Origin of the sequence: Arthrobacter sp. zg-Y1116 (genome assembly GCF_024385485.1) — a bacterium.
Taxonomy (GTDB): domain Bacteria; phylum Actinomycetota; class Actinomycetes; order Actinomycetales; family Micrococcaceae; genus Arthrobacter_B.
Genome location: NZ_JANFLR010000002.1, coordinates 326,282 through 353,045 on the forward strand (window position 1 = coordinate 326,282; position 26,764 = coordinate 353,045).

The window sequence follows — 26,764 nt, forward strand, 5'->3', positions numbered from 1 at the left end:
GTGCCTGCCGCGAAGTCGGGTAGGGTGTCGGTGCACACATACACAAGCACACTTATGTTGGGGGACAGGAAAATGGGGACTGCCATTGCATCGCTGGTCATCGGGGCGGTGGTCACCTTCGGGATCGCCGTGCTCGTGATCTACCTGAGGAAGCTCGGCCAACTGAAACGGCACCCGGCGCGCCCCCGGATGGAGGTCCGCTTCAGCCCCAAGGGCCTCGTCGGATTGGCGCTGCTCGTTGGAGCGATGCTGCTGGCAGTCTGCTTGGGCCTGTTCCTGGTGGTCTACCGGGACCTGCCCATCTACGCAGTGTCGTTCTCGCTCATATTGCTGGCCGGCACGGCACGTCCCGTCTATCTTTCCAAGGCAGGACTGCCCTTCGTGGTGGTCGGGATCGGGGAAGAGCTGAACCCCAAGCCGGTTCCCGCGCCGGCTTACGGGGGAGCGACGGCGCCGGTCTACGGGGGAGCGGCCGCGCCGCCCCAGTATCCGGGATTCGCCAACGCCCCGGCCGGTTTCACCCCTCCGCCGCCCCCGGCCCCGCACCAGCAGTAGGTACGTACCGTTTCACTAAAAGCCCGGAGATCACTTAGTTGATCTCCGGGCTTTTTCTTTGCCGAAGCTCCTTGCCCCGACAGTACTTAGTGTTACTGTGTACTGGTAGCTAGCAACACTAGGTAGATAGGCGCAACATCCATGGGCAAGCAGATGACGGAGATGCTCAAGGGGACCCTCGAAGGCATCATCCTGGGGATCCTCGCCGTTTCACCCGCCTACGGCTACGACATCACGGCCAGGCTGCGTGAGCAGGGCTTCACCGAGATTGCCGAGGGAACCGTCTATGCGCTCCTGGTCCGGATCGAGAAACGCGGACTCGTCGACGTCGAGAAGGTTCCGTCGGAAAAGGGACCTCCGCGGAAGGTCTATACCTTGAACACCCGGGGCTCCGAGTACCTCGATGAGTTCTGGGGAACCTGGAGCTTTCTCGCTTCCCGGATTGAACAGCTCCAGCAGCACGCCTCGAACCCGCACGAAGGAGACCCATCATGACCGCCAAATGGATAGAGCTGGTCACGGGACCGCTGGAGGAAAAGAGGCGCTGGCGCCGGTTCAAGCAGCGCAAGGAACAGCTGCCCGCCGGATACCGCAGGGCCATGGACGGGCTCGAACGCTACTTCATGTACGCGGCACCGATTGCGAAGGGTGATGTTTACGTCCAGATGCTCGAGGACCTTGTTGATCTGGTGGAGCGTGCCGCTGTTGACGGCACTCCGGTCCGCAGCATTGTCGGACAGGATCCGGTGGAGTTCGCGGAGGCCTTCATGGCGAATTACGCGGACGGCCAGTGGATCGACAAGGAGCGCAGGCGCCTTATCGAGACCATCGACCGGTCCGACGAAGAGGTATAAAAACACCGGATTGGAGACCGGATATGCATACCGACCAAACCCTCGAACCCGCCATCCGGGTACAGGGCATCGAGAAGTCCTTTCGGGATCTGCAGGTGTTGTCCGGCGTTGACTTTGAGGTGAATGCCGGCAGTATCTTCGCCCTGCTGGGCTCCAACGGAGCGGGCAAGACAACGCTGGTGCGAATCCTGTCAACGCTGCTGAAGGCCGACGCCGGCACCGCAGCGGTGGACGGGCACGACGTCGCAGCCCACCCGGGTGAAGTGCGACGATCGATCAGCCTGACCGGCCAATTTACTGCCATTGATGAAGTGCTGACAGGCCGCGAGAACCTGGTCCTCATCGCGAAGCTTCGCCACCGGAAGAATCCGGGCGCGGTAGCGGATGACATGCTGGCCCGTTTTGCGCTCACCGACGCGGGGAGCCGGAAGGCGGGGGCGTACTCCGGCGGTATGCGCCGCCGGCTCGATATCGCCATGAGCCTGGTCGGGGATCCGAAAATCATCTTCCTCGACGAGCCGACGGCGGGCCTGGATCCGCAGGCACGCAACGAGGTATGGCAGATCATCCGGGAGCTTGCCGACGGCGGCACGACGGTGCTGCTCACCACGCAGTACCTCGACGAGGCGGAGCAGCTTGCGGACCGGATCGGGATCCTGCACCGGGGCGTCATCATCCAAAACGGAACCCTGGTTGAACTGCAGCAGCTCCTTCCGCCGGCAAAGGCCGAATACATCACTAAACAGCCGTCCCTCGAGGACGTCTTCCTCGCCCTCACCGGCGATACCGGTGACGGCACCGCGCCGAAGGAGGAACTTCCCCCGGCGCAGCAGAAAGAGGGAAACCGATGACCACCCAGACGTTTCATGACACTGCCGCCCTCACGGGACGCTCCCTGCGCCACGTCCTCCGCAGCCCGGACACGATCATTACGACGGCGGTTACGCCGGTCGCACTGATGCTGATGTTTGTGTACGTGTTCGGCGGAGCAATCAGCACCGGATCGGGGGAGTCCTACATCAACTACACGCTGCCCGGCATCCTGCTGATCACGGTTGCCTCCGGCGTGGCCTACACCGCTTACCGGCTGTTCCTCGACCGGCAGGGAGGAATCTTCGAACGCTTCCAGTCCATGCCCATTGCCCGCTCGGGTGTGCTCTGGGCACACGTCCTCACCTCCGTGACCGCCAACCTGGCCTCGCTCGCGCTCGTTGTCGGCGTGGCCCTGATTGCGGGCTTCCGCTCCGGTGCGTCGCCGGCTGCGTGGCTCGCCGTCGTCGGGATCCTCGTCTTGTTCACCCTTGCCCTGACGTGGCTGGCCGTGATCGCCGGGCTGAGCGCAAAGACAGTGGAGGGCGCGAGTGCGTTCAGCTACCCGCTGATTTTCCTGCCGTTCATCAGCTCGGCATTTGTGCCCACCAGCACCATGCCCGGCCCGGTGGCGTGGTTTGCCGAGAACCAGCCAGTGACTTCCATCGTGGACACCCTCCGGGCATTGCTTGCCCGGGAGCCCGTCGGCAGCGATTTCTGGGTCGCGCTTCTCTGGCTGGCCGGCATCCTGGGTGTGGGCTACGCCGTCGCGACAGCCGTCTACCGGCGTCGGGTGGGCTGAACCGGGCGGGACGCCTGCACAGATTCCCATTCGCCGGGAACGTTTTCCAGCTGCCTCTAGGTCGGAGCCGCTCGATATACCCGCTTTATGGGAATCTGTGCACGCACTTCCTCTGGCGGCGGGGCAAAAAGCCGCCTACCACGGCTTCCGAGGTGCAGGATCCGGGTGGCCACGCGGCCCGCTCCCATGCGCAAACTGGCAAGGGAGACTAGGCTAGAAGTATGAGACGCGCAAAGATTGTTGCCACATTTGGACCAGCGATCGCCAGCTATGAAAATACCGTAGCGGTTCTTCGCGCGGGCGTGAACGTCGCCCGTATGAATATGAGCCACGGCGACCACTCCGTACACAACGCCACGTATGAAAACGTGCGCAAGGCCTCCGCCGAGCTGGGGATGCCCGTAGGCATCTTCGCCGACCTCCAGGGCCCCAAGATCCGGCTGGGCCGGTTCACCGAGGAACCCCACTTCCTGAACGTGGGCGATACCTTCACCATCACCACCGATGACATTCCCGGCACCAAGGAAATCTGCTCCACCACGTACAAGGGCCTGCCCGGCGACGTGAACGCGGGCGACTTCCTGCTGATCGACGACGGCAAGGTCAAGCTGCGTGCCGTAGAGGTAACTGCCAACACCGTTGTCACCGAGGTAGTAGTACCGGGCAAGGTGTCCAACAACAAGGGCATCAACCTGCCCGGTGTTGCCGTCAACGTTCCGGCACTGAGCGAAAAGGATGAGGACGACCTCCGCTGGGCCATGCGCCGCGGCGTCGACATGGTTGCCCTCTCCTTCGTCCGCAACGCCGGCGACATTTCCCGCGTGCACGAGATCATGGACGAGGAAGGCCGCCGCGTGCCGGTCATCGCCAAGATCGAAAAGCCGCAGGCTGTGGAGAACCTCGAAGAGATCATCGACGCGTTCGACTCCATCATGGTTGCCCGCGGTGACCTCGGCGTCGAACTGCCGCTCGAAGAGGTTCCGATCGTGCAGAAGAACGCCATTGAGCTGGCACGCCGCTGGGCCAAGCCCGTGATCGTGGCCACCCAGGTGCTCGAATCCATGATCGACAACCCCCGCCCGACCCGCGCCGAGGCCTCCGACTGCGCCAACGCCGTGCTCGACGGCGCGGACGCAGTGATGCTCTCCGGCGAAACCTCGGTGGGCACGTACGCCATCGAAACCGTCGAAACCATGGCCCGCATCATCGAGTCCACCGAAAAGCACGGCCTGAACCGTGTTCCCCCGCTGGGCTCCAAGCCGCGGACCCGCGGCGGCGCCATCACCCGCGCCGCGGTGGAAATCTCCGACCAGCTGGATGCCAAGTACATCTGTACCTTCACCCAGTCCGGCGACTCCGCCCGCCGCCTGTCCCGCCTGCGCCCGTCCAAGCCGGTGTTCGCCTTCACCCCCGTGGAGGAGACCTACCGCTACATGACCCTGTTCTGGGGCGTGGCACCCATGCTCGTGGAGTTCGCCGAGCACACCGACCAGATGACCGCACAGGTGGACCGCACCCTGCTCGAAGAGGGCCTGGTGGAAGACGACGACCTGGTGGTCATCGCTGCCGGTTCGCCTCCCGGACAGGCCGGCTCGACCAACAGCATCAAGGTGCACCGCGTCGGTGACATTGCCGACGCAGGCCAGCGTGCTGACGGCCAGGAGCGCGTCAAGGAAAAGGTCGGTCCGTGGCCGATCAAGGAAAGCAAGAAGGGCCAGGCCAAGGCCATCTAGGTTCCCCGTTTCCCTGCACTAAAAGGAAAGGTCCCGTCCGATTGGACGGGACCTTTCCTTTTTGGTTCCTGCGTTGGTGTTGGTTCCTGCGGGGGAGTAGGTGTCAGTTCACCTGGTTGATGATGGTCTCGGCAACCTCGCGCATGCTCAGACGGCGGTCCATCGAAGTCTTCTGGATCCAGCGGAAGGCCTCGGGCTCGGTGAGGCCCATCTTGGTGGTCAGCAGCGACTTTGCACGCTCCACCAGCTTGCGGGTGGCGAACTGTTCCTTCAGGTCGGTGACCTCGGCTTCGAGCGCCTTGATCTCCTCATGGCGGGAGAGGGCAATCTCAATGGCGGGAATCAGGTCCGCGGGAGTGAAGGGCTTGACCACATAGGCCATGGCACCGGCCTCGCGCGCACGCTCCACCAGTTCCTTCTGGCTGAACGCGGTCAGCAGCACCACCGGGGCAATGCGTGCCTTGACGATCTGCTCGGCAGCGGTAATGCCGTCCATCAGCGGCATCTTGACGTCCATCAGCACCAGGTCCGGCTTCAGCTCGTTGGCCAGCTGGACGGCCTTCTCACCGTTGTCCGCCTCGCCGACGACGTCGTAACCCTCACCGGTGAGGATCTCGACAATGTCCAGGCGGATCAGGGTCTCGTCTTCGGCGACGAGTACACGGCGGGCCGGGGTGTTGGACGGCGTGTTGGCAGACGCAGCGTGGGTCGACGCGGCGGGCGCGGACTCGGTGGACTCAGACACAGATGGCTCCTCAGATACGGTCTCTCCCGCCGGCAGACCGGCAGTTCACACAATCAGCGTATCCGCATGTAGAGTAGTTTTGCGCTCAACACGGTAAGTACTCGTGCTTCGTGACGCAGGGCACGCCCGAATGGCGGAATTGGCAGACGCGCTGCACTCAAAATGCAGTATCGAGAGGTGTGTGGGTTCGAGTCCCACTTCGGGCACCATTTGCTGCAGTTGAACACCCCCGGTCTTCGGACTGGGGGTGTTTTGTTTGCCGCCTACGCGTAGCGGTCGAAGGCGTCCAGCAGCCGCTTCACGGACCCGCCCAGGTTCCAGTCCTTGGCGAGCCGCTCCAGTTCCGCGCGCTCGTCGCCGGTGATCGGGTGCAGCTCGGCGCCGGCCTTTGCCGGGGTGGGCAGCTCGAGGTCCCGCACCACCTTCACCACCTTCGGTGCAACTTCCAGATAGTCCGCGGCCTTGGCGAGCTTGGACCGCACCGGCGACGAGAGGCCGCTGTCCGGGTCCTGCGCGGCGGCCAGCAGCGAATCCAGGGTGCCGTACTCGGCCAGCAGCGACGCGGCGGTTTTCTCGCCGATCCCGGAGACGCCGGGCAATCCGTCGGACGCGTCGCCGCGCAGGGTCGCATAATCCGCGTACTGCTCGGGCAGCACCTGGTACTTTGCCACCATTGACGCATCGGTCATCACGTCCAGGTTCTTCATGCCGCGGGCCGTGTAGATCACGCGGACGTCCCTCTCGTCGTTGATCACCTGGAACAGGTCCCGGTCCCCGGTCACCACGTCCACCGGCATGGACGCGGTGGATGCGTAGGTGCCGATCACGTCGTCGGCCTCGTGTTCCGCAGCGCCGACGACGGCGATGCCCGCCAGCTCGAGCGTGCGGCGGATCATCGGGATCTGGGCCTCAAGGGGATCCGGAACCGTTTCGACGTCGGGGTTCCCACTCACTTCTTCGGCCACCCGGTGCGCCTTGTACGTGGGCAGCAGGTCCACCCGCCACTGCGGCCGCCAGTCGTCATCCCAGCAGGCGATCAGGTGCGTGGCCTCGTAGTCGGTGGTGAGCCTGGCGATCATGTCCAGCAGGCCGCGTACGGCGTTCACCGGCGTACCGTCGGACCGGCGGATGCTGTCGGGGACGCCGTAGAAGGCACGGAAGTACAGTGACGCGGTGTCGAGGAGCATCAGGCGCTGGGTCATAGGCCGATCCTCGCACGATCCGGCGGGGATGCGCACCGGCGGAAATCCCCAGCCGCTGGCGAAACCCCGCCTGTGGCCAAGACAGCCATGGCAGTGATGCAGGACAGGACAAACTTTCAGGCGCACAGTGTTGCCTGTCGCTATGATCACTGCGGGTGGCTGCGGGGCCTGCGGCTCGCCGCCCAACGTGGTCGTCGCGGCCTGCGACCTTCTGCAGCAGGGACAGGGTCAACGGAATCCGCTGAGCCGGAGCAAACCGACGGAGGCATCATGAGCTCGACCATCAATCCCGGCAAAGATGCCAAACCCAATAAGGCACTGAAGCGCATTGCGGGCGTCAGCACCCTCGGCGGACTGCTCTTCGGCTATGACACAGGCGTCATCAACGGTGCACTGCCCTTTATGGAGGAAGACCTCGGCCTGACTCCGCTGACCACCGGACTGGTGACCAGCTCCCTGCTCATCGGCGCCGCCTTCGGTGCTTTGATAGGTGGCCGGCTCGCGGACCGGTACGGCCGTCGCCGCCTGATCATGGGCCTTGCCGCGGTTTTCCTCCTGGGCACGATAGGGGTGTCCCTGGCGCCGAACGTCACCGTCACTGTGGGGTTCCGCTTTGTCCTGGGCCTCGCCGTCGGCGGCGCCTCGGCCATGGTGCCCGTGTTCCTGGCCGAAATGTCGCCCGCGCACCTGCGCGGCCAGATGGTGACCCGCAACGAGCTAATGATTGTGACCGGGCAGCTGCTGGCCTTCGTGACCAACGCCGTGCTCGGCAATGTGTGGTCCGACCAGGTCGGCATCTGGCGGTGGATGCTGGTGCTGGCCACGCTGCCGGCCATCGGCCTGTGGCTCGGGATGCTCCGCGTGCCCGAGAGCCCGCGGTGGCTGGCCGCCAGCGGCAGCTACGCCGAAGCCTTCGAAGTGCTCAAAAAAATCCGGACCGCTGCCGTCGCACGTCAGGAGATCGACGATGTCCGGGCACTGGCGCGGGAAGACTACGAGGCCAAGAAGGGGTCCTTCAGCGACCTTCGCGTCCCCTGGATGCGGCGGATTTTCCTGATCGGGGTAGGGGTGGCCATCTGCCAGCAGATCACCGGCGCGAACTCGATAATGTACTACGGCACCGAGATCCTGAAGCAGTCCGGCTTCGGCACCCAGGCCGCCCTGACCGCGAACATTGCCAACGGCATCATTTCCGTGCTCGCCACCTTCGTGGGGATCTGGCTGCTGGGCCGGGTGGGCCGGCGGCCGATGCTGATGATCGGACAGATGGGCACCATCGCGGCGCTGACCCTCATCGGTCTCTTCTCCCTGCTGCTGCCGGAGGGCACCGGCCGCGGGTTCGTGATCCTGGCGCTGACGGTCTCCTTCCTCGCGTTCCAGCAGGGTGCCATTTCCCCGGTGACGTGGCTGATGCTCTCCGAGATCTTCCCGTTGAAGATCCGCGGCCTGGGCATGGGCAGTACCGCGTTCATCCTCTGGATGGTCAACTTTGCGGTGGGCTTCAGCTTCCCCGTGCTCACCGCCGGCATCGGCATCTCCAACACGTTCTTCCTCTTTGCCGGCCTCGGCGTTTTCGCGGTTCTGTTCGTTCGGGCCTACCTGCCCGAAACCCGGGGCAAGAGCCTGGAGGAACTCGAACGGCAGTTCCACACCCGCGACGCCGCTGCCCTGCGCCTTCCGGGACCGGCAGTTTCGGCGCCGGCGCTCTAGCCCGCCGCGAGCAGGCGCCTGCTCCGAGCAGTTCCACGGTGAAGCTCGGTTAGGCTGAGGCACCAGCTTTCCGACCGAGGGGACTCCCGCGTTGTTGAACCGATTCCAGGTTGTGCCGGCCAGCTATCTCATCTTCCAGCGCCGGGACAAGGTGCTGCTGCAGCTTAGGCAGGGCACCGGGTACATGGACGGCTACTGGGCCACGGCCGCAGCCGGCCATGTGGAGGCGGGGGAGTCCGCCGTGCAGGCCGCCGTGCGGGAGGCTCGGGAGGAACTCGGCATAGCGGTGGCGCCCGACGACGCCGTGCCGCTGACGTCCATGCACCGTACGCAGGAGGACACCGGGACAGCCGTGGACGAGCGGGTGGACTTCTTCTTCCGCTGCACCGGCTGGTCGGGGGAGCCGCGCATCATGGAGCCCGGCAAGGCAGCCCGGCTGGAATGGTTTTCCCTCGATGACCTGCCCGCCGCCGTCGTCCCGCATGAAAGGTTTGTCTTGGAACGTTTGCGGAGCGGACTGCCGCCCATTGTCACGTTCGGGTTTGGAGACGCCTGAGCCTCCGAGGGGAGATGAACATGATTTCCAGTGCAGGGATCCTGCTGTACCGGCGCGGGGCTGAAGGCCTGGAAGTGTGGATCGGCCATATGGGCGGTCCGTTCTGGGCGCGGAAGGACGAGCATGCCTGGTCTCTTCCCAAGGGGGAGTACCCGCCCGAGGAGGAACCGCGGGCCGCTGCGCTGCGGGAGTTCGCCGAGGAGATGGGAACGCAGGCCCCGGCGGCCGAGTATCTGCTGCTGGGCACTTTCCGGCAGTCGGCGCAGAAGACCGTGACGGTCTTCGCCGCGGAGGCGGACTTTGCTCCGGAACGGATCGAGAGCAACACGTTCGAATTGGAGTGGCCGCGGGGATCGGGCACCGTCCGCGAGTACCCGGAGATCGACCGGGCCGGCTGGTTTCCGGAGGCCGTGGCGCGCACGAAGCTGGTCAAGGGGCAGGCCCAGGTGCTGGATGCGCTGCTTCGGCTGCTGGGGAGCTAGCCGGGTCCGGGTGCCCGGTGGGGATGGCCGGTGTACAGGTAATGGGCTTATCCCGGGCGGCTGGGTATCCGGTGTACAGATAACGGGCTTATCCCGGGCTCTTAGCCCCGTTATCTGTACAGCGGCGGTCCCCGGCGCACCCCGTTTGCGGTCGGAAGCACGCAGGATCCCACCCTCCGTGACTGATGAGGAGGGAGTGACCCCCTCAGACACAGCAGCACCAAAGGGCGGGAAGCCATGCGCGGCCGACGCCGCACAGCTGATGATGCCCGGAGAGCCGGTAGGGGCCGTCAGCTGTCCGGACTAGCCCCGCAGCCCCCGGGCGTAGGTGACCAGCGCGTCGCGGACAAACTGCGCACCCAAGTCGAACTCACGGGTGTAATTGGCTCCGAAGCGGTCATCGGCCACATACATTTCAGCGATGCCGATCAGCATCTGCGGATCGGGCTCCTTCCGGGTACCGGCAGCAATCCATTCCGCATGCCGCCGTGCGAGTTCCTGCGCTTCGGCGCTCGCAGGCGCCAGCCCCCGTCGCTGGGCCTCGTCCCAGGCGTCCTGCAGTGCTGCATGTTCAGCGGAGAAGCCGCGCTTGCCGGCGGCGTCCAGCGAACGCCACCAACGATCGGATTCGGCGTAGGCCTCCGTGCCCCAGCGTTCTTCCACCTCCTCGCGGTACGTGGTGTGGACAAAGCCTTCAAACATTTTCTCTGCCATGATTTCCTCATCTCCTTTCAGTGCCTGCAACGTCGAGCGCACGGCACGGATCTGTGTCTGCAGCCGGGCCTGTTCATCCTGGAGATACACCAGATGCGCGGCCAAGGCAGCGACATCATCCTGCTGGCCTTCCAACACCTGCCCAATCTGCGGCAGGCCCATCCCGAGCCGGCGCAGCAACAGGATCCGCTGCAGCCGGACCAGGGCTGCCCGGTCGTAATACCGGTAGCCGTTGGCGCCGACCCGTGAGGGGGCCAGCAGTCCGATGCTGTCGTAATGGCGCAGGGTCCGGGATGTTGTCCCGGCCAGTTTCGCCACGTCCGCAATGGACCAGTCCATGTGTGCTCCTTCTCGACACCACCAACCCTAGAAGTTGACGCTGCGGCAAAGTCAAGGAGCTAGTGGGTGACTTCGTCTGCTGATACAGGGCCAGCGGGGGCGCTGCTATATCCGCAGCCCTGCACGGCGGCTACCCTCAAACGGTAGGACGAATCCCGACTCAGGCTCAGCTGGGAGGTGTGTCCATGTCGGCACATGCGATGGAATCCGATTCCCGGCCCCAGGGGCGCGGACACGACCGGCACTCGTATTGGTCTCCCCGGTTCTGGCTCCTGCCGCTGCTGGTGCTTCTGTTGCTGGGCGGTGCCGGCACTGCCCTGTACATCGGCGGTCTCGGCAGCCCGGGGGACCACCTCAAGCACTTTCCGCTGGCCGTGGTCAACCAGGACAGGGGTGCGACGCCGGCCGACGGCGGCAGCCCGGAGAACCTCGGGCAGAACATCACGGACCAGATGCAGCAGGGCTTCGCGCAAAACGACGAAATCGATCTGCGCGTCCTGTCGTGGGACGAGGCACAGGACCAGCTGCGCAAGGGGCAGATCCACGGCGCCGTCGTCATTCCCGAGTCCTTTTCGGCCGACGCCCTGGGACTGGTGAGCGGCGCATTGACGGACACGGAAGTTACGCGGCCGTCCATCACCGTCTACACAAATCCGCTGGCCGGGCCACTGGCGAGCACCCTGGGGACTGCCGCCGTCGACCCGGCGCTCGAACAGGCCAACACCGGTTTGGGCGAGCAGCTGACCTCCGCCGCAGAGGAAGCGCAGACGGAAGCCCGGGCGGAACAACAGCGCGAGCTCGGGGAGCTGGGCCTGCCTGCAGAGGTGCAGCAGCAGGTGGCACCAACCGTGGACGGCACGTCAACGGACCTTCTCCGGGCTCCGATCTCTGTCACCACCACCGCCTATGAAACCCCGCCGGAAGGTTCCGCCCTTGGCATGGGTGCGTTCTTCTACTCCGTGCTGCTGATGGTGGTGGGGGTCAGTGGTTCCGTGGCCATCCACTTCCTGGTCGATTCGCGGCTCGGAGTGGCGCCGGTCGAAATGGGTCCGCGGTTTGCCCTGGGGCCGAGGGTGCAGCCCGCCCGGTGGAAAACCTACCTGATCAAGTGGGGCATCGTCGTCCTGGGTGCGCTGCCGACGGCTGGGCTGATGATGTGGGTGGCATCCGCCGTCGGGATGCCGATTCCGCACGGCGGCTGGTTCTTCCTCACGACCTGGCTGTCCATCGTCACGGTATCGGCGGTCACCACGGCGCTGATCACCCTGTTCGGCAGCATCGGCATGGTGCTCTCGCTGATCTACGTGGTGTTTATGGGCCTGCCTGCTGCGACCGGAGTGGTGCCGCTGGAGGCTCTGCCGGGGTTCTTCACGTTCATCGCCCGGGGCGAGCCGCTGTACCAGATGACCATGGCCAACCGCGCGGTGCTGTATTTCGACGCCGAAGGTGACGCGGGCCTGCAGAGCGGGATTATCGGCATGCTCATTCTCATCCTGATAGCCGTTGCGGTCGCCATGATCTTCTCGGTCCTTTATGACCGGATGTTCGGCCGACGCCGGGCAGAGCTGGTCCCGACGCCCTGACGGGCAGTCCTGGAGCAGGCAGCCCTAGAGCAGGTAGACCGGGGACGGCTGCGGAAGGAAGTCGCCGGGGTGGGTTACCGGCGCGGACAGCATCCCGGCGCAGGAATCGATCAGGAAGTAGCCCACTCCGGTCCAGTTCGGGGTCTCGGCTCCGTCTTGGATGCGTGCCTCGTACTCCGCGCAGACCCCGATGGTCATGTTGCCCAGGATCCACGAACGGCCGTGCAGGACGGTGGGGGCGAGGTCTCCGACGGCGGCCTGGGTCCGGCTGATCAAGTCCTCGGTGACCGGGTTGGCCACGGCCGACCGCTGAAGCACGGATTCCATGGAGGGCACCGCACGCATCTGGTGCAGGAAACGCGCCCGCCAGCTCGGCACGGGCAGTGACGCCAAGTGGTCCACCCACGGCAGGATCAGGCAGGCCAGCAGATCGTGGAGCCCCGCGGCGTCGTCCAGTTGTTCCAGGAGCACCGCACGGCGGCGGTGGGTGTCTTCGAGGTGGCGGGTGATCAAGGCCTCGAGCAGTTCATCGCGCCCCCCGAAGTGGTAGGCGACGGCGGAGTGGTTCGCGGTTCCCGCATGCTCTGCGATCCGCCGGTTGGACACGGCGTCGATGCCGTGCCGGGCAAAAAGCTCCTCGGCAGCATCGAGCAGGGTTCCGCGTGCCTTGTCGCCGTGCTGTCCCATATATGTCCTCGTCCTGGCGTTGCTGCTGCTTCAATTACCCAATTTACGCCACATGGCGTAATTTTGACGAGTCGGTCCCACAGGCCCCGCTTCGACTATCGCGTCGACGCGCACTTCGCACCATCACCCTTGAATTCAGCTACAGGAGCACGTCCTTGACCAGTATTTCCCCGACATCCCCAGGTTCTCCGCCGGATACGGACCCAGCAGGAGAAACCCCGGCGCAGTCGTCGGACGCCGAGGCCCTTGCCGCGGCCAAGCGGGCAAAGGCCGAGAAGATCGGCCGTTATGTCGCCATGTTCCTGATGCCTCTGCTGATGGTTTCCATGCTGGTGGGCGGCTACCTCGCCGCCATGCACGCGCCTACGCCGAACGACATGCCGATTGCGGTCACGGGTTCCGGCCCGCAGGCGGACCGCTTCGCAGACGCGCTGGGAGCCGCTGATCCCGACGCCGTCGACGTCCGAGTGGTGGGATCCGACGCCGAAGCGCGCCAGCTGGTCCTGGACCGTGAAGTCTCGGGCGCAGTGTCGCTGAATGAGGGCACCGCCTCGGTCTATACCGCAAGTGCTGCCGGCGCCTCGCAGTCCAGCACCGTCACGGCACTGCTGGCCCCGCAGGTCCTCGGACAGGGTCTGGCCCTGCAGGCCGAGGACCTCGCCCCGCTGCCGGACCATGACATGGCCGGGCTGGGTGCAATGTTCCTGACCACGGCCCTGATGCTGGCCGGTTACATGCCATTGAGCCTGGTCCTTTCCAACTCACCCGAGTTGCTTCGTTTCCGCCGCTTCGTTCCCCTGCTTGCCGGCTGGGCCGCACTGATTGCCGGACTCGTCTGGGCCGTGACGGGTCCGATGCTCGGCGTCGTCGAGGGACACTCCGCCGCCGTGCTGGGGATCTCCTGGCTGACGGTCTTCGCCGTCGGCAGCGTCCAGTTGTTCCTAACCCGGATCCTCGGCCCGATGGCCGTCCTTGCCGGCATGCTGTTCCTGATGGTGCTGGGCGTTCCCGCCTCCAACATGAGCATGTCCGTCCACACCATGCCGGGTCTCTACCCGTACCTCCACAGCTTCCTGCCCGCGGCCGCCACCGGTGAATCGCTGCGTTCGTTCCTGTACTTCGACGGCAACGGCGCCGGGCCCCACCTGCTGGTGCTCGTGATCGGGGCGGTGGCGGCCCTGCTGCTCACCCTCGTCCTCGATGCAGTCAAGCGCCGCCGCAAGCCGAACGCGGCTCCGCCGGCAATCAACGTCGCCTCGCTGCACGGCGGGCCGCGTCCGAAGACCCGCCGCTGGCGCTACGGCACCCTGGCTTTCTTCCCGCTGGCCATGGTCACGATGATGCTCTCGTTCATGCTGGGCGCAATGTACGAGCCGACACCGCGGGACATGCCCGTCGCCGTCGTCGGCTCCACCGCGGAACAGGCGGAGCAGGCAGTATCCGGACTCGACGAAAACATGTCCGGGCTCTTTGACCTGCGCCCGATGGATAACGCCGACGACGCCCGCGACCAGGTCCGGGACCGTACCGTTGTCGGCGCGTACGTGCTGCCGTCGGCCGAGAGCCCCAGTGCCACGCTCATCACCAACGAGGCCGGCGGCATGAGCCAGCAGCAGGTCCTCACCTCGGTGTTCGGCCAGGTTTCCGCGGGACAGCAAATGGAAATGGCACACGACAATGTTGCCCCGCTGAAGGATTCCGACTCCATGGGCATGGCCACCATGTACCTGGCCATGGGCTGGATCATGGCCGGGTTCATGATCATCGTGGTCGGCTCGACGGCGGCTCCGGCCAGCCGCCCGCTGCGCATGCTGCTCCCCATCGTTGCGGCCTGGGCCGTCGGGATGTCGGCCTTCCTCTGGGTCATTGCCGACGTCTTCGTCGGGGCGATCGACGGGCACTTCCTGCCGCTCTGGGGAGCCGGCGCCGTGGCCATCTTCTGCGTCGCCATGTTCACCACGGTCTTCGAACGGTTCATGGGGATGCTTGCAATCCTCCCGACGATCGGCATCCTGATGTTCCTCGGCGTACCGGCCTCCGGAGCAGCGATGTCCATCTACATGGAACCGGAAATCTTCCGTTTCCTCCACGAGGTGCTGCCGATGCCGGCCGCCGTCGAGTCAATCCGCTCGATCCTGTACTTCGGCTCGGATACCGTCTGGTCCCACCTGCTGACCCTCGGCATCTGGGGTGCGGCCTCGCTGGTCGTAGTGGCTGTCATCGACCACTTCAAGCCGCCGCGCACCGAGGAGCACCCTGTCGACGCCGATGTCCCGGCTGAGCAGGAACGGGTTCCCGCAGGCGTCTGACCCGCGTCGGAAGTACCCCAGGGGCCGCTGCGCTGCAGCGGCCCTTGGCGGTTTAAGCGAACCTCACGCAGCCGTGGGCTGCGGGACCTCCACCGGTTCGAAGACCCTGCTCGTCCGGGAAAAGCGAATGTACGCAATGCAGGCAATTTCGAGTGCTCCGCCAATCATGAGCACCGTCTTGGCGGCACTTTGCTGGTTCATGCCGTCCACCGTGGCCAGCACATCCACCAGCACGCCGCCCAGCAGGACTGCCACCGGGAAGAGCCCCTGGCCGAGCAGCCGCCGGCAGCCGAAGACGATGCCCTGGATCTGAACCGGTGTCCGTTCCTGCCACAGCGCCGACAGCGGGGCATTGGTGGCCTGCACCATCGCATTCCGGAGAAACATCCCCGGAATGACCAGCCAGAGGGTGGGCGCGGCCACGACCAGCGCGCGGCCGAACAGCGACCCCAGGAACGTTGAGCCGCACACGAGGTTGGTCCGGGAGACCGAAGTGCCGAACCGCGCGACCAGGGCAGCGCCGGCCATCAGCCCCAGGCCACTGGCGATATTGCTTGCCGAAAGATTCCATTCCGGGGTCCCGGTGCCCGGGAAGGAGAGGATAAAAACAATTACCACCGGCACACAGAGGCCGCCGGCAAAGTTGTAGACCGCAAAGGCGAGTTGGAGGCGCAGTAAATCACGGCGCTCATTGATGAACCGGAAACCGGCTTTCACATTGCCGCCGAAATACTGCACATTGCGTGGCCGGGCTTCCTCCGCCGGCCAGGCGAGCAGCACTACCATCCCCGCGCCCGCAACGCTCAAGACTGCATCGGCCAGAAACACCGCGACGGGCATCCCGAGCGAATACAGGACAGCACCCAGCACCGGACCGAGCAGCACCGGTGCCGAATCAATGAGTCCGAGCATGCCGTTGACCTTGGTGAGGTCCTTCTCTGAGCGCAGCACCCGCACAGAGGCCTGCAGGGTCAGGGCCAGGGCGGTGGAACAGACGGCTGTGGCAAAAACGAAAACGAGCATCAGGGCCGTGCTGTGGATGAGGGTTGCCCAGGCCATGGCCGCCATGGCGCCGGCATTGGTGATGTTGACCGCGCAGATGGCGGTACGGCGGGAAAAGAGGTCGGTCAGCCCGCCGATCAACGGCGCCAGGTAGATGGCGGCTGCCGCACCCAGGAACGTGGAAACGGCAAGGATCGCTGCACTGGCGGAATTTTCAAAAAGAACCAGGGAAACGGCGAGCGAGGAGGCGGAACCGACTATTGCGAGAAGGGCCTGGATTGTCCAAAGCGCGGACAATGTGGAGCTGTTTTTCTGGGCGTCGCTGATGATGGTCCCTTCGGCGCTGCGGTACGGAAATGGAAGCGGCCGCCTAAATTTACCGTTAGGTTTTAGGGGAAACAAGGTTTGTCGATGCCGCGTTTGACGGCATTTTCCGCCGACTGTGCTTGACCGGAGGCGATGTGTCGAACGTACGCGTCGATCCTCCCGGACCGGCCGCCGCTATGGGAAAGTGGAAGGGGAGGGAAAGACAATGCCGCGCCAGCACATCACCACGCACATCGCTATCCTCGGTTGCGTGTGCCTCGGACTGCTGGCCTACCTCTTTTCCGTGGACCAGCCGGTGTCCGCCTTCACGGCGCCGCCCGGACAGGATTTCGATTCTCCCGGCAGCGTCTCAGTGGTCGTGAACAAGGAGCGCCCGCTCGGTGACCCCGGCTATGCACCACAGGACGTGGTTGACGCCGGTGGCGTCCCGTTGCGCCGGGAAGCAGCGGACGCGTTCGTCCAGATGAAGAACGACGCCGCGGCCGCCGGCGTGGTGATTGATGCCGTGAGCGGTTTCCGGACCGCCGAAGCGCAGGCCCGGCTGCATGATGCCTACACCGGGCGCTACGGCTCCGCGCTGGCGGAATCGATTTCGGCACGGCCCGGCCACAGTGAACACCAGACAGGGCTGGCCGTGGACATCGGTGCTGCCGACGGCGCGTGCTCGCTGCAGGCCTGCTTCGAGGGGACCGGCGCAGGGGCGTGGGCCGCTGCGAACGCCCACCGGTACGGCTTTATCATCCGCTATCCCGCAGGTGCCGAGACCATTACCGGCTACGCCTACGAGCCGTGGCACCTTCGTTACCTGGGCCCCGATGCAGCCCTGAAGATCCACGACGCCAACATCACGCTGGAGGAGTACGCCGGGCTGTACCACCCGCCGGCCCCGCCGAAGCCGCCGGCCCCGCCTTCGAAGCCGGCACACGAACCCTTGCCGTAACCTCTCCCGCAACATTGACGCCGGGGTTGCCGGCCAATACTCTTTCCATCATGGAAAATAACTTGGGTGCGGCAGAGGATGCTGCCGCCCGGCTCAGAGACTTAACCACCGACCGCGACACCCTGGCAGCAGGCGTCACGCCTCCCCGTGCGCTGGTGGCAGCCATCGGTGCACTGGCTGCCTGCTGGGTGGCGGCGGCACTGGATGCCCGGCCCGGAGCCGACTATCAATCTCCGTCCTGGCCCTGGCTGCTCGCGGGACTGCTGTTCGTCATCCTGCACTTGATCCGCCGTGACACCGGGTTGAAGTTCCGCAGGCTGGGTGCGCGGGCGAACGGCGCAATTGCCCTGGCGGCGCTGGTCTGCCTGTTTCTTTTTTCCGTGAGTCTGGGCCTGGTGTCGCTGGGACTCGGCTGGGCCGTGATGATCACCAGCCTTGCGGCGTTCGCTGCGGTTTACGGGCTCGCCGGAGTCGCGTTCCGGGCCGCTGTTGACCAGCTCCGCGCGGTTCCGCATGCCTGAACCCCGGTTTGACGAGGTTGTGCATCCGCCGACGCGGCTGCGGATCTGCGGGCTGCTGCGCCCGCTGGAGGAGATGGACTTCGCCGTCCTCCGGGACACCCTGGGAATTTCCGATGCCACGCTCTCGAAGCAACTGAAAATTCTCGCGGAGGCCGGCTACGTGCGCCTGGCAAAGACGACGTCGCCGGCCCGTCGGGACGCCCGCCGCGTCACCTGGGTGGCACTCACCCCGGCCGGCCGGAGCAGCTTCGACGCCCATGTGCTGGCCCTGCAGGAGATTGCGGGCACGGCACCCGTCCGGCCCGACTGATTTCTCCGCAACCGGTCACAAACCGTCCCCGGGCGGTGTCCCATGTTCAGCCGGCGCGGAAGCCGGATGAGACGCGAAAGCAGGGAGTGCACTCATGGGCACCACAGCAGTCATTCTGGGCGGGGGATACGCAGGGGTAATGGCGGCGAACCGGCTGGCGGCCAACGGGAGGCCGGGACTCGACGTCGTCCTGGTTACCCCCGAGCCCCGGTTCGTGGAGCGGATCCGGTTGCATGAATACACTGCCGGAACCCGTGCCGACGCCACCGTCGGCTTCGATTCGATCCTGCATCCGGGCGTGCGCCGGATCTCCGATGCAGCAGTGGAGATCCGGCCGGACCGGCGGACGGTTCAGCTGGCCGGGGGAGCAGAAGCGGGCTACGACTATCTGGTCTACGCCGTGGGTTCGGCAGCGGGGACGGCACCGGACGGCGCCCTCAGAATCGAACAGCTGGACGGTGCCGCGGCGGCACGCGGGGAGTTGGCTGCCCTGCCCGCCGGGGCCCGCGTGGCCGTGGTGGGCGGCGGGCTGACCGCCGTCGAGACGGCCGCGGAGGCCGCCAGGTCCTTCGGACACCTGCAGGTGAGCCTGCACAGCGCCGGTTCCGTGGCGCCGCGGCTGGGCACCCAGACCCGCCGGTCCGTGGAGAAGAGCCTGCGCCGGGCAGGAGTGGAACTGCGCAGCGGGTCGCCGGTGCGTGCCGACGGTGACGTCCGCACCGGCCTGGGTGCCGACATCGTGCTCTGGTGCGCAGGCTTCGGCGTACCGGACCTGGCCGCGGCCAGCGGACTTCCGGTGAACGACGTCGGACGGCTGAGCCTGGAACCGACCCTGCGGGTACGCGGCCAGGACCGCATCTACGGCGCCGGCGATGCGGCCGTGATCGATGAACCGTTCTACGACTACCTGCGGATGTGCTGCGCGGCGGCCCTGCCGATGGGAGCCGACGCGGCAGGAAACATCCTCCGGGCTTTGGACGGAAAGGCGGGAGTGCGGCACGACAGCGGATTCCGCGGTCTGTGCATTAGTCTGGGCCGCAGTGACGGAGCGGTTCAATTCCTGTCTGCCGACGATTCTCCGACCCGCTTCCATGTGCACGGCAGGATGGCCGCGGTCCAAAAGGAAATCATCTGCCGGATGACGCTGCGGTGGATCCGCGGCGAAGCGAAACGAAGCGGAGCGTACACATGGCCAACAGGTCCCCAGACGGCGACGACGGCGGCGGCTCCCGCGCCGGTGACGCGGAGCTGACCGGGGTCCGGTCAAGCCGTGACTCCCAGTTCCTGAAGCACCGAGGGATGGTCTTCACCATTGCGTACGACGTCCTGGGCACCGTTACCGATGCCGAGGACGTTGTGCAGGAGACCTATCTGCGGTGGCGGGCGGTGGCGGAACAGGTGGAAAACCCGCGGGCGTACCTGGCGCGGATCGCCTCGCGCCAGGCGCTGAATTCCCTCCGCACAGCGTCCCGGCGGCGGGAGGACTATCCGGGTGAATGGCTGCCCGAACCGCTGCCTACCGGCCCTGCGCGGCTTCCGGAGAATCCGGAGACGGCGGCCCTGACCGCCAGCGAGGTTTCGACGGCGATGCTGGTGCTGCTGCAGACCCTGAGCGGTCCGGAGCGGGCGGCGTTCATCCTGCACGAGGTCTTCGGCTTCGGTTATCCCGAGATTGCGGCGACCCTGGACATCGGCGAGCCCGCCGTGCGGCAGACGGTTCACCGGGCACGGACCCGGCTGCGGTCCGGCACGCCCCGGACCGTGCCGGATACGGGCGAGCACCGCGCCGCCGTCGAACGTTTCCTGGCCGCCACCATGACCGGGCAGATCCAGTCACTGCTGGACGTCCTGGCTCCGGACGTGGTCCTGGTCTCCGACGGCGGCGGCAAGGTCAGCGCCGCACTTCGGCCGGTCTACGGTCCGGAGAAGGTGGCACGGTTGATGATCGGGCTGGCGGACAAGTACGGTGCCGGGGCCGTCCCCGAGTTCATTGAACTGAACGGGCTGCCGGCGGTCGCGTTCCGTGAAGAGGGGGCGGTGACTACGGTTTTCCAGCTGGAACTCGTGGAGGGCCGGGTGCAGGCGGTGTACGCGGTGCGCAACCCGGACAAGCTGGTGCGGCTGCAGGGTCGGGCGGTTTAGCGGGCGCCCGGTCGGCGGGCTGCGGTTGCCGGCTGACCCGGGCAGACCCGGGCTTGCCTACCGTGCCCGCGGCACGCGCCGCTAAGGTGGGAACGGTGTTGCCGCCACGGCCGCACTCTGAGGAAAGCAGGCTTTCGTGTCTCCCAAAACCATAGTGATCACCGGCGCCAGCGACGGAATCGGTGCCGCCGCGGCAAGGCAGCTCGCACGAAACGGGCATCATGTTGTGGTGGTGGGACGGTCGCCGGAGAAGACCGCCGCCGTCGCCAAGGACACGGGCGGCGAGTATTTCCTGGCCGACTTCGCGGACCTGGGCAGCGTGCGTACCCTGGCTTCGGAACTGCTCCAGCGTTACCCGCATATCGACGTCCTGGCCAACAACGCCGGAGCGGTTTTCGGCAATGTCCGCCAGGTTACCGAGGACGGACACGAGATGACCTTCCAGGTGAACTACCTGGCGCCGTTCCTGCTTACCCAGCTGCTGACAGACCGGCTCATTGAATCCGGCGGGACGGTGATCAACACTTCCAGCATGGCCAACCGCTTGTTCGGCAACGTGGACCTGGACGATCTGGAGAATGAAAACGGGTACAACCCCAGCAAGGCTTACGGAAACGCCAAACTGGAGCAGATCCTGTTCACGGAGGAGTTCGACCGCCGGTACCGTTCCCACGGGGCAACTTCCACTGCCTTCCACCCGGGCGTGATCGGGTCGAGCTTCTCCAGCGCCGAGGGCTCGGCTATGCGTGCGGTCTACCAGTCGCCACTGCTGCGCAGGCTGCTTCCGACTCCGGAAAAGGGTGCCCGGACACTGGTGTTCCTTGCGGAGGGAACTCCGGGAACGGATTACCCGACCGGCAAGTACTTTGTCCGGAGCAAGGTGGCCAAGCCCAACAAGCAGGCAGGGGACGCTGCGCTGGCTTTGGGTCTCTGGAACCGCACGGTGGCGATGCTGGCGAAGTGACGGGGTTCGACGGGGATGACGGGTCGGCGGCCTGTACAACCGGTGTCTTCCGGTACGCCCCGACAAGCGACGAGGCCTGTTAGGCTTCCCCCGGAATATCGGGGGAGAGGCTCAAACATGAAGAAGACGGCGATTGCGGGTCTGCTGGTACTGGGCGCCGCGCTATCCGGGTGCGGCGGCAGCGGGCACAGCAGCGCGCACGCCGAAAACGAAGAGGCCGCTTGTGTCGGCGGCTACGACGGCTGGTGGAACTCCACCCCGGTGTCCGGCGATACAACCGGTCTGCCGGAGGAAACCGTGACTGTCGATACCAACACAGGCAAGACCGTCGACGCCTTCAACCGCAGCCGCAACGACGCCGGCAAAACCACTGATGTCTCCGACGTCGGCTACCAACCCGTCCCTGACGAAAGCTGGCCCGCCGATTCAGTAGTCGTGATAGACACCGCCACCGGCAAGGTCCTGGAGACCATCGCGGTGGACCCGGGCACGCAGCTCTGCCAATAGGTGCTCTGCCCGACACAGCATCCACTAAGTGCCGAACGCCTACTCCCTGTGCAGCGCGAAAAAGAACGGAGCCCCGGGGCCACGAAGGTCCATGGCACCCAGCACCGTTTCGGCATCGACCCGGCGGAAGACATCCAGGACCGGCAGGGCGTCATAGATCATGGTGGCGCTGGACACGCCCCGGTACTCGGTCATCCGCAGCCGGGCGCCGGGCCGCCGCGTGCGCGCCAGCCGCAGCGCCGGGCGGATCTGCGCCAGCAGTTCGGGCTTCTGCAGCAAAGGGCCGAAACGCAGCACTGCGGAAAGCGGGACCAGCGCCGGATTCACATTGAACACGCCCCCGCCGGCTCCGGCGAAGACGAGAGGGAAGACCTCCTCGTCGCCGTCGAACCGTTTCCCGTGCCAGCCCAGCGGTTCCAGCAGGCCGTCGAGCCGGTGACCCGTTGGTATTTCAGTACCCCGCCAGGAGCCGTACAGCTCAGGCACCTGAAGCGGCGGCAGGGCGTCGAAGAACTCCAGCGCTGTCCCGGCGTCGGTCCCGCCCTGCAGTTCCTGCAGCCGTCGGGTGGGTTCGTTGTCCATGCGGATGCCTCCTGATCGGGCTTGGCAAGGTTCCTGGAGGATACAAGGGGTTAGGAGGAGGCCAACCGCCGGGCGGAATTTTCGTCCAGAATCAGGTCCGTGACCAGACCGGCACGCAGGGCGCCAAGCAGGCTGGTGGTCTTGGTTTCCCCGGCCACCACACAGATCCGGCGCGGGACCTGCCGCAGGGTAGACAGGTCAGGGCCGGTGCTGCGGTAGTTCAGCTTGATCCCGTCCCAGGTGCCGTCCGCCCGGTAGAACATGGTGGCGACGTCCCCCACTACGCCCTCGGCCATCAGTTCATTCAGGTCTTCTTCGTCCAGGTAGGCGCCGTTGTAGACGTGGCTGGGCACGCCCGCCTCCATGGAACCCACCCCGAAGATCGCGGTGTTCATCCGGGCCTGCAGATCCAGCACGCGTTTCACCGGACGTTCCCGCCACATCGCTTCCTTGGTTTCGGCGTGGTCGAAGAACGCCGGAACGGGGAATTGGACCACCCGCGCCCCGTAGGCGTGGCCGAAACGCTGCAGGATTTCACTGGCGTAGGTGATGCCCGATGTGCGGAAATTCCCGGCCCCGTTCATCTGCACGATTGTGCTGTCATGGGTGTTCTTGATCGGCAGGTGCTGGCTCACTGCCGTCAGGGTTGAGCCCCACGCGACGCCGATGATCGCATCCGAATCGATGAGCGGACCGATCAGGTGCGCCGCCTGCACGGCGACCCGCTGCAGTGCCTGGGCGGGGGAGACCGTTTCGGCTACCGGAACCACATGGGCCTGGATGCGGAACCGGGAGGCAATCTCCTGTTCCAGCGCCGGGGCCCGGTCCGACGGGTTGCGGATCTCGATCCGGACCAGCCCGGTGCTGCGCGCGTAGGAGAGCAGCCGGGAAACGGTGGAACGGGAAATCCGAAGTTCCCGGGCGATCGCCTCCATGGTCAGGCTCTGCAGGTAATACATCTGCGCAGCCCGGAGGGCATCGCGGTCGCGGCTTTCCTTCTCGTTCGCTGCAGGTCCGGCGCCGGAGGCGTCCGGGAACCGGCCACTGACACCAATGTTCATTTGCTGTCCATCGACACGGTTGTGTACTCCATGAATCCATTATCGCAGGGTGCACGTATGTGCATTGGTTGGCCCCGGGAGCCGCAGGCTTCGACCATTGAGTAGATATGGCAATGCAGCCACAGAAGCGTTTGGAGATATACGTGGACAATTCCGTGAACCCCAGCAAGGCAAAGACCGCCGCCCGGACCCGTCCGGTGGTACAGCAGCTGAAGGACCGGCCCAAGGCCTCGGTGCTGATCATCGGCGGCGGCATCAACGGCGTCGGCACCTTCCGTGACCTGTCGCTGCAGGGCGTGGACGTAGCCCTCGTAGAGCGCGGTGATTACTGCCAGGGCGCTTCGGGCGCGTCTTCCCACATGATCCACGGCGGCATCCGCTACCTGGAGAACGGCGAGTTCCGCCTCGTGCACGAGTCCGTCGTCGAGCGCAATGCCCTGCTCCGCCTGGCCCCGCACTACGTCAAGCCGCTGCAGACCACCATCCCGATCACCACCACCTTCTCGGGCATCACTGCCGCACCGCTGCGTTTCCTGACGCACAAGCAGGGCAAGCACACCGAGCGCGGCGCCGTGCTGATCAAGGCCGGCCTGCTGATGTATGACTTCTTCTCCCGCGGCGGCCGCGTGGCCCCCAAGCACAACTTCGTCGGCAAGAAGAAGTCCCTGCAGGAACTGCCGAAGCTGCGCCCGGACGTAAAGTACACCGCCACGTACTTTGACGCCTCGGTGCACAACCCCGAGCGCCTCACCCTCGACGTGCTGCGTGACGGCCTCGAGGCCAACCCGCAGTCCCGCGCCAGCAACTACGTCAGCGCCGTCGGCACCACCGACGCCGGCACCGTGCTGCGCGACGAGGTCACCGGCGAAGAATTCGTCTTCGACGCCGACGTCGTCATCAACGCCACCGGCGCCTGGGTTGACGAGACCAACGATTCCTTCGGCAAGCGCACTTCCTTCATGGGCGGCACCAAGGGCTCGCACATCGTCCTGGACCACCCGGAACTGCTGGAAGCCTGCGCCGGCCGCGAAATGTTCTTCGAACACACCGACGGCCGCATCGTCCTCATCTACCCGATGGGCGACCGCGTCCTGGTGGGCACCACGGACATCGACGCCGACATCAACGAGGCCTCGGTCTGCACGGACGAAGAGATCGAGTACTTCTTCGAACTGATCGCCCACGTCTTCCCCACGGTTGACGTGCGCCGCGACCACATCGTGTACACCTTCTCGGGTGTCCGCCCGCTGCCGAAGCACGACGACACGCAGCCCGGCTTCGTGTCCCGCGACTACCGCGTGGAAAAGCGCATGGACAAGCGCGCCGGCAAGAACGTCACGAGCCTGTCCCTGGTCGGCGGCAAGTGGACCACCTTCCGCGCCCTGTCCGAGACCCTGGCCACCGAGGCAATGACCGCGCTGGGCATGCCGCGGAAGACGACGACGGCGGAACTGCAGATCGGTGGAGGCAAGGACTTCCCGGCCACCGAGGCTGAAGAGCGCCTGTGGGTCAACCGCATGGCCTCCGACGTGGCCGACCGTGACCGCGTCCGGGTCCTGCTGACCCGCTACGGCACCCGCGCCGTCGACGTCCTGGAGTTCCTGTCCCAGGGCGGGGACCAGCTGCTGGCCTCCACCAGCGAGCTCAGCACCCGCGAGCTGACCTACATGGTGGAAAACGAGCAGATCACGCAGCTCGCCGACATCCTGATCCGCCGCACCTCGCTGGCCTTCCGCGGCCTGGTGTCCGAGGACATGCTGACCGAGCTGGCGGACCTGCTGGCCCCGCAGCTGGGCTGGGACGACGCCGAAAAGCGCCGCCAGGCCGAGTTCGCCCGCGACCTGCTGGTCACCATGCACGGCATGAAGATCCCGGCGCTGGCTTCCTAACCCGGAGTAAAGCAAAGAAGCAAAGCAGCAACCGCAGAGGGCGGACACCGATACGGTGTCCGCCCTCTGCTGTTTCCCCAACAGGGCGGCGGTCTATTGTCTGCGGCCTAGAGTTCGGTGGTCGCCGTCGCGTAATCCAGTCGGGGCAGTCGCGGGTGGCGTGGCTCGCCGGCAGGCACACCGATGTTGACGACGAGGAAGGACTGCAGGTTGAGGCCTGCGTGCAGGTCAGCGTCCAGCCCGGCGGCGTCGAACCCGCCCATCGGCCCCGCGGCCAGGCCCAGTGCACGGACCGCCAGGAGGAAGTATCCGGCCTGCAGATGCGCATTGTCATTGCCCATCACGGCACTCAGTTCCGGGTTGGCGGCAAAGACTGCGCCCTGCTGCGGTGCCGGCGGGAAAACGGTGGGGAAGTGCTCAGGCCAGGTGCGGTCAAAGCTCAGCACCGCAACCATGGGAGCCGCGGCTGTCTTGGCCTTGTTGCCTTCGGCCATGTGCTGCACCAGCCGCTGCCGAGCCGCGGCGGAACGCACCCAGGTGATCCGCAGCGGCTGGATGTTCATCGCCGTCGGACCCATCTTGGTCAAGTCGTAGATGGATTGAAGCTGCTCGTCCGTGACAGCGGCCGTAGTGAATTCCGAGACCGTGCGCGCGTCACGGAAGAGGAGGCCGAGGGCTGCGGCATCGATGGCGGGGATGGACTCCAGAGTGCCGTCGTTCATACGCAGCACACCTCCTTAGGGTAACGGTTCGTGTCTCCAGACACTTGACGCTTCAAGTAAACCCGAAAGGGGTGCAGAATAAGGGCGGCGCCTATGGTGACATCCATCACACCCATAGGTGCGCGGAGGCAGCAGAGCGGACTTGCCGTCCGGTAACGGACCTGCCGGCCTAAGCGACCGCGCTGGACGGAGCCCAGACGGCGTCCAGCTTGGCGCCGGCCTCCACTTCAGAGAGTCCGAGCGAGAGGGAAATCTCCGTCAGCAGCGGCCGACGGGCGTGCCGGAGCATTTCCCGTTCGGCCTGCGAGAGACCGCGGTCCGCCTCGCGCAACATCAGGTTGCGGACCACGGCCGCAATCACCATCGGATCACCGGTGGCAAGTTTCTCCGCGTTGTCCTTGTACCGGCGCGACCATTGGGGATCTTCTTTATCCGCGGGCGCGCGGAGGACGCCAAACAGTGTGTCGAGTCCCGCCCGGTCCAGGACCGGACGAAGGCCTACATGGTCCACTTGGTCAACGGGCACCCAGACCATCAGGTGGGAGGACTGGACCTCCAGGACAATACAGTTCTTCTGCATGCGCGGATGCGTTTGGAAGGAGCTGACAACGGCGGGGCCGTGATGGGGGTGGACCAGGATCTGGCCTTTGGAAAATGGCAACTGCTACCTCCAAGGAAGAGGAAAGGCAGGGGCGAGTGACGAGACTCTTATCATT

General features: G+C 65.6%; 28 protein-coding genes and 1 tRNA gene. 20 read left to right on the forward strand and 9 right to left on the reverse strand.

Annotated elements, in window-relative coordinates:
- Positions 1–72: 72 nt before the first annotated feature.
- The 6 genes from NNX34_RS08290 (at position 73) to pyk (ending at position 4,754) form a co-directional block, all read left to right on the forward strand.
- The gene (locus NNX34_RS08290) at positions 73–555 is read left to right on the forward strand and encodes a hypothetical protein (RefSeq protein ID WP_255766039.1); all 483 of its coding nucleotides are present in this window, start codon (positions 73–75) and stop codon (positions 553–555) included.
- A gap of 141 nt (positions 556–696) precedes the next feature.
- Entirely contained in the window at positions 697–1,050 is a 354-nt protein-coding gene (locus tag NNX34_RS08295) for a PadR family transcriptional regulator (protein ID WP_255766040.1), read from the forward strand.
- Positions 1,047–1,409 (forward strand): DUF1048 domain-containing protein, encoded by a 363-nt coding sequence (locus NNX34_RS08300; RefSeq protein ID WP_255766041.1) that lies wholly within the window; start codon positions 1,047–1,049, stop codon positions 1,407–1,409. Before NNX34_RS08295 ends, NNX34_RS08300 begins: the two co-directional genes overlap by 4 nt.
- Positions 1,410–1,432: 23 nt before the next feature.
- Positions 1,433–2,260: an ABC transporter ATP-binding protein gene (locus NNX34_RS08305; RefSeq protein ID WP_255766042.1), complete on the forward strand. Its 828-nt coding sequence runs from the start codon at positions 1,433–1,435 to the stop codon at positions 2,258–2,260.
- Positions 2,257–3,021 carry an ABC transporter permease gene (locus NNX34_RS08310; protein WP_255766043.1) on the forward strand — a complete coding sequence of 255 codons (765 nt, stop codon included), beginning with the start codon at positions 2,257–2,259 and terminating at the stop codon, positions 3,019–3,021. The genes NNX34_RS08305 and NNX34_RS08310 overlap by 4 nt, the downstream gene beginning before the upstream one ends.
- A gap of 221 nt (positions 3,022–3,242) precedes the next feature.
- Positions 3,243–4,754 (forward strand): pyruvate kinase, encoded by a 1,512-nt coding sequence (gene pyk / locus NNX34_RS08315; RefSeq protein WP_255766044.1) that lies wholly within the window; start codon positions 3,243–3,245, stop codon positions 4,752–4,754.
- Between the two features lie 103 nt (positions 4,755–4,857).
- Here pyk and NNX34_RS08320 read toward each other — a convergent pair whose 3' ends face one another.
- Positions 4,858–5,499 (reverse strand): response regulator, encoded by a 642-nt coding sequence (locus NNX34_RS08320; protein WP_255766045.1) that lies wholly within the window; start codon positions 5,497–5,499, stop codon positions 4,858–4,860.
- A 124-nt stretch (positions 5,500–5,623) separates the two neighbouring features.
- Here NNX34_RS08320 and NNX34_RS08325 point away from each other — a divergent pair.
- Positions 5,624–5,708, forward strand: a tRNA-Leu gene (locus tag NNX34_RS08325).
- A 54-nt stretch (positions 5,709–5,762) separates the two neighbouring features.
- On the opposite strand, the gene NNX34_RS08330 is transcribed toward NNX34_RS08325, so the two are convergent.
- On the reverse strand, positions 5,763–6,701 hold the full coding sequence (locus NNX34_RS08330) for a 5'-3' exonuclease (RefSeq protein ID WP_255766046.1): 939 nt from the start codon (positions 6,699–6,701) through the stop codon (positions 5,763–5,765).
- Positions 6,702–6,971: 270 nt separating this feature from the next.
- Between NNX34_RS08330 and NNX34_RS08335 the strand changes: the two genes are divergently transcribed.
- The 3 genes from NNX34_RS08335 (at position 6,972) to NNX34_RS08345 (ending at position 9,449) form a co-directional block, all read left to right on the forward strand.
- Positions 6,972–8,411: a sugar porter family MFS transporter gene (locus NNX34_RS08335; RefSeq protein WP_255766047.1), complete on the forward strand. Its 1,440-nt coding sequence runs from the start codon at positions 6,972–6,974 to the stop codon at positions 8,409–8,411.
- Positions 8,412–8,505: 94 nt separating this feature from the next.
- Entirely contained in the window at positions 8,506–8,967 is a 462-nt protein-coding gene (locus NNX34_RS08340; RefSeq protein ID WP_255766049.1) for an NUDIX domain-containing protein, read from the forward strand.
- 20 nt (positions 8,968–8,987) lie between these two features.
- The gene (locus tag NNX34_RS08345) at positions 8,988–9,449 is read left to right on the forward strand and encodes an NUDIX domain-containing protein (protein ID WP_255766050.1); all 462 of its coding nucleotides are present in this window, start codon (positions 8,988–8,990) and stop codon (positions 9,447–9,449) included.
- Positions 9,450–9,752: 303 nt separating this feature from the next.
- Here the strand turns inward: NNX34_RS08345 and NNX34_RS08350 are convergent, their stop codons facing one another.
- The gene (locus NNX34_RS08350; RefSeq protein ID WP_255766053.1) at positions 9,753–10,502 is read right to left on the reverse strand and encodes a MerR family transcriptional regulator; all 750 of its coding nucleotides are present in this window, start codon (positions 10,500–10,502) and stop codon (positions 9,753–9,755) included.
- 185 nt (positions 10,503–10,687) lie between these two features.
- Here NNX34_RS08350 and NNX34_RS08355 point away from each other — a divergent pair, with 185 nt between their 5' ends.
- On the forward strand, positions 10,688–12,085 hold the full coding sequence (locus tag NNX34_RS08355) for a YhgE/Pip domain-containing protein (RefSeq protein ID WP_255766054.1): 1,398 nt from the start codon (positions 10,688–10,690) through the stop codon (positions 12,083–12,085).
- A gap of 24 nt (positions 12,086–12,109) precedes the next feature.
- Here the strand turns inward: NNX34_RS08355 and NNX34_RS08360 are convergent, their stop codons facing one another.
- A complete protein-coding gene (locus NNX34_RS08360) occupies positions 12,110–12,772 on the reverse strand; it encodes a TetR/AcrR family transcriptional regulator (RefSeq protein WP_255766055.1) in 663 nt (220 codons plus the stop codon).
- A 155-nt stretch (positions 12,773–12,927) separates the two neighbouring features.
- On the opposite strand from NNX34_RS08360, the gene NNX34_RS08365 reads away from it, so the two are divergent.
- Positions 12,928–15,081, forward strand: a complete 2,154-nt coding sequence (locus NNX34_RS08365; protein WP_255766056.1) for an ABC transporter permease — start codon at positions 12,928–12,930, stop codon at positions 15,079–15,081.
- Between the two features lie 63 nt (positions 15,082–15,144).
- Here the strand turns inward: NNX34_RS08365 and NNX34_RS08370 are convergent, their stop codons facing one another.
- The gene (locus NNX34_RS08370) at positions 15,145–16,380 is read right to left on the reverse strand and encodes an MFS transporter (RefSeq protein WP_255766057.1); all 1,236 of its coding nucleotides are present in this window, start codon (positions 16,378–16,380) and stop codon (positions 15,145–15,147) included.
- Positions 16,381–16,615: 235 nt separating this feature from the next.
- Between NNX34_RS08370 and NNX34_RS08375 the strand changes: the two genes are divergently transcribed.
- The 7 genes from NNX34_RS08375 to NNX34_RS08405 all read left to right on the forward strand — a co-directional run bounded on the left by NNX34_RS08375 (position 16,616) and on the right by NNX34_RS08405 (position 21,794).
- Positions 16,616–17,350: a D-alanyl-D-alanine carboxypeptidase family protein gene (locus tag NNX34_RS08375; protein ID WP_255766058.1), complete on the forward strand. Its 735-nt coding sequence runs from the start codon at positions 16,616–16,618 to the stop codon at positions 17,348–17,350.
- A 50-nt stretch (positions 17,351–17,400) separates the two neighbouring features.
- A complete protein-coding gene (locus tag NNX34_RS08380; protein WP_255766059.1) occupies positions 17,401–17,871 on the forward strand; it encodes a hypothetical protein in 471 nt (156 codons plus the stop codon).
- Positions 17,864–18,181: a transcriptional regulator gene (locus NNX34_RS08385; protein WP_255766060.1), complete on the forward strand. Its 318-nt coding sequence runs from the start codon at positions 17,864–17,866 to the stop codon at positions 18,179–18,181. Before NNX34_RS08380 ends, NNX34_RS08385 begins: the two co-directional genes overlap by 8 nt.
- Positions 18,182–18,275: 94 nt before the next feature.
- On the forward strand, positions 18,276–19,433 hold the full coding sequence (locus tag NNX34_RS08390) for an NAD(P)/FAD-dependent oxidoreductase (RefSeq protein WP_255766061.1): 1,158 nt from the start codon (positions 18,276–18,278) through the stop codon (positions 19,431–19,433).
- Positions 19,370–20,323, forward strand: coding sequence for an RNA polymerase sigma factor SigJ (sigJ, locus tag NNX34_RS08395; protein WP_255766062.1), 954 nt, complete (start codon positions 19,370–19,372; stop codon positions 20,321–20,323). Before NNX34_RS08390 ends, sigJ begins: the two co-directional genes overlap by 64 nt.
- A 136-nt stretch (positions 20,324–20,459) precedes the next feature.
- Complete coding sequence (locus NNX34_RS08400; protein WP_255766063.1) at positions 20,460–21,287, forward strand: SDR family NAD(P)-dependent oxidoreductase; 828 nt, start codon at positions 20,460–20,462, stop codon at positions 21,285–21,287.
- A 117-nt stretch (positions 21,288–21,404) separates the two neighbouring features.
- On the forward strand, positions 21,405–21,794 hold the full coding sequence (locus tag NNX34_RS08405) for a hypothetical protein (RefSeq protein ID WP_255766064.1): 390 nt from the start codon (positions 21,405–21,407) through the stop codon (positions 21,792–21,794).
- A 39-nt stretch (positions 21,795–21,833) separates the two neighbouring features.
- Here the strand turns inward: NNX34_RS08405 and NNX34_RS08410 are convergent, their stop codons facing one another.
- Both NNX34_RS08410 and NNX34_RS08415 read right to left on the reverse strand, forming a co-directional pair.
- Positions 21,834–22,376, reverse strand: coding sequence for a DUF4334 domain-containing protein (locus NNX34_RS08410; RefSeq protein ID WP_255766065.1), 543 nt, complete (start codon positions 22,374–22,376; stop codon positions 21,834–21,836).
- A 50-nt stretch (positions 22,377–22,426) separates the two neighbouring features.
- Complete coding sequence (locus NNX34_RS08415) at positions 22,427–23,335, reverse strand: sugar-binding transcriptional regulator (RefSeq protein ID WP_255766579.1); 909 nt, start codon at positions 23,333–23,335, stop codon at positions 22,427–22,429.
- A gap of 215 nt (positions 23,336–23,550) precedes the next feature.
- Here NNX34_RS08415 and NNX34_RS08420 point away from each other — a divergent pair, with 215 nt between their 5' ends.
- Positions 23,551–25,326 (forward strand): glycerol-3-phosphate dehydrogenase/oxidase, encoded by a 1,776-nt coding sequence (locus NNX34_RS08420; protein ID WP_370647264.1) that lies wholly within the window; start codon positions 23,551–23,553, stop codon positions 25,324–25,326.
- A 107-nt stretch (positions 25,327–25,433) separates the two neighbouring features.
- Here NNX34_RS08420 and NNX34_RS08425 read toward each other — a convergent pair whose 3' ends face one another.
- Complete coding sequence (locus NNX34_RS08425; RefSeq protein ID WP_255766067.1) at positions 25,434–26,048, reverse strand: malonic semialdehyde reductase; 615 nt, start codon at positions 26,046–26,048, stop codon at positions 25,434–25,436.
- 169 nt (positions 26,049–26,217) lie between these two features.
- Positions 26,218–26,709 carry a CarD family transcriptional regulator gene (locus tag NNX34_RS08430; RefSeq protein WP_255766068.1) on the reverse strand — a complete coding sequence of 164 codons (492 nt, stop codon included), beginning with the start codon at positions 26,707–26,709 and terminating at the stop codon, positions 26,218–26,220.
- Positions 26,710–26,764 lie beyond the last annotated feature (55 nt).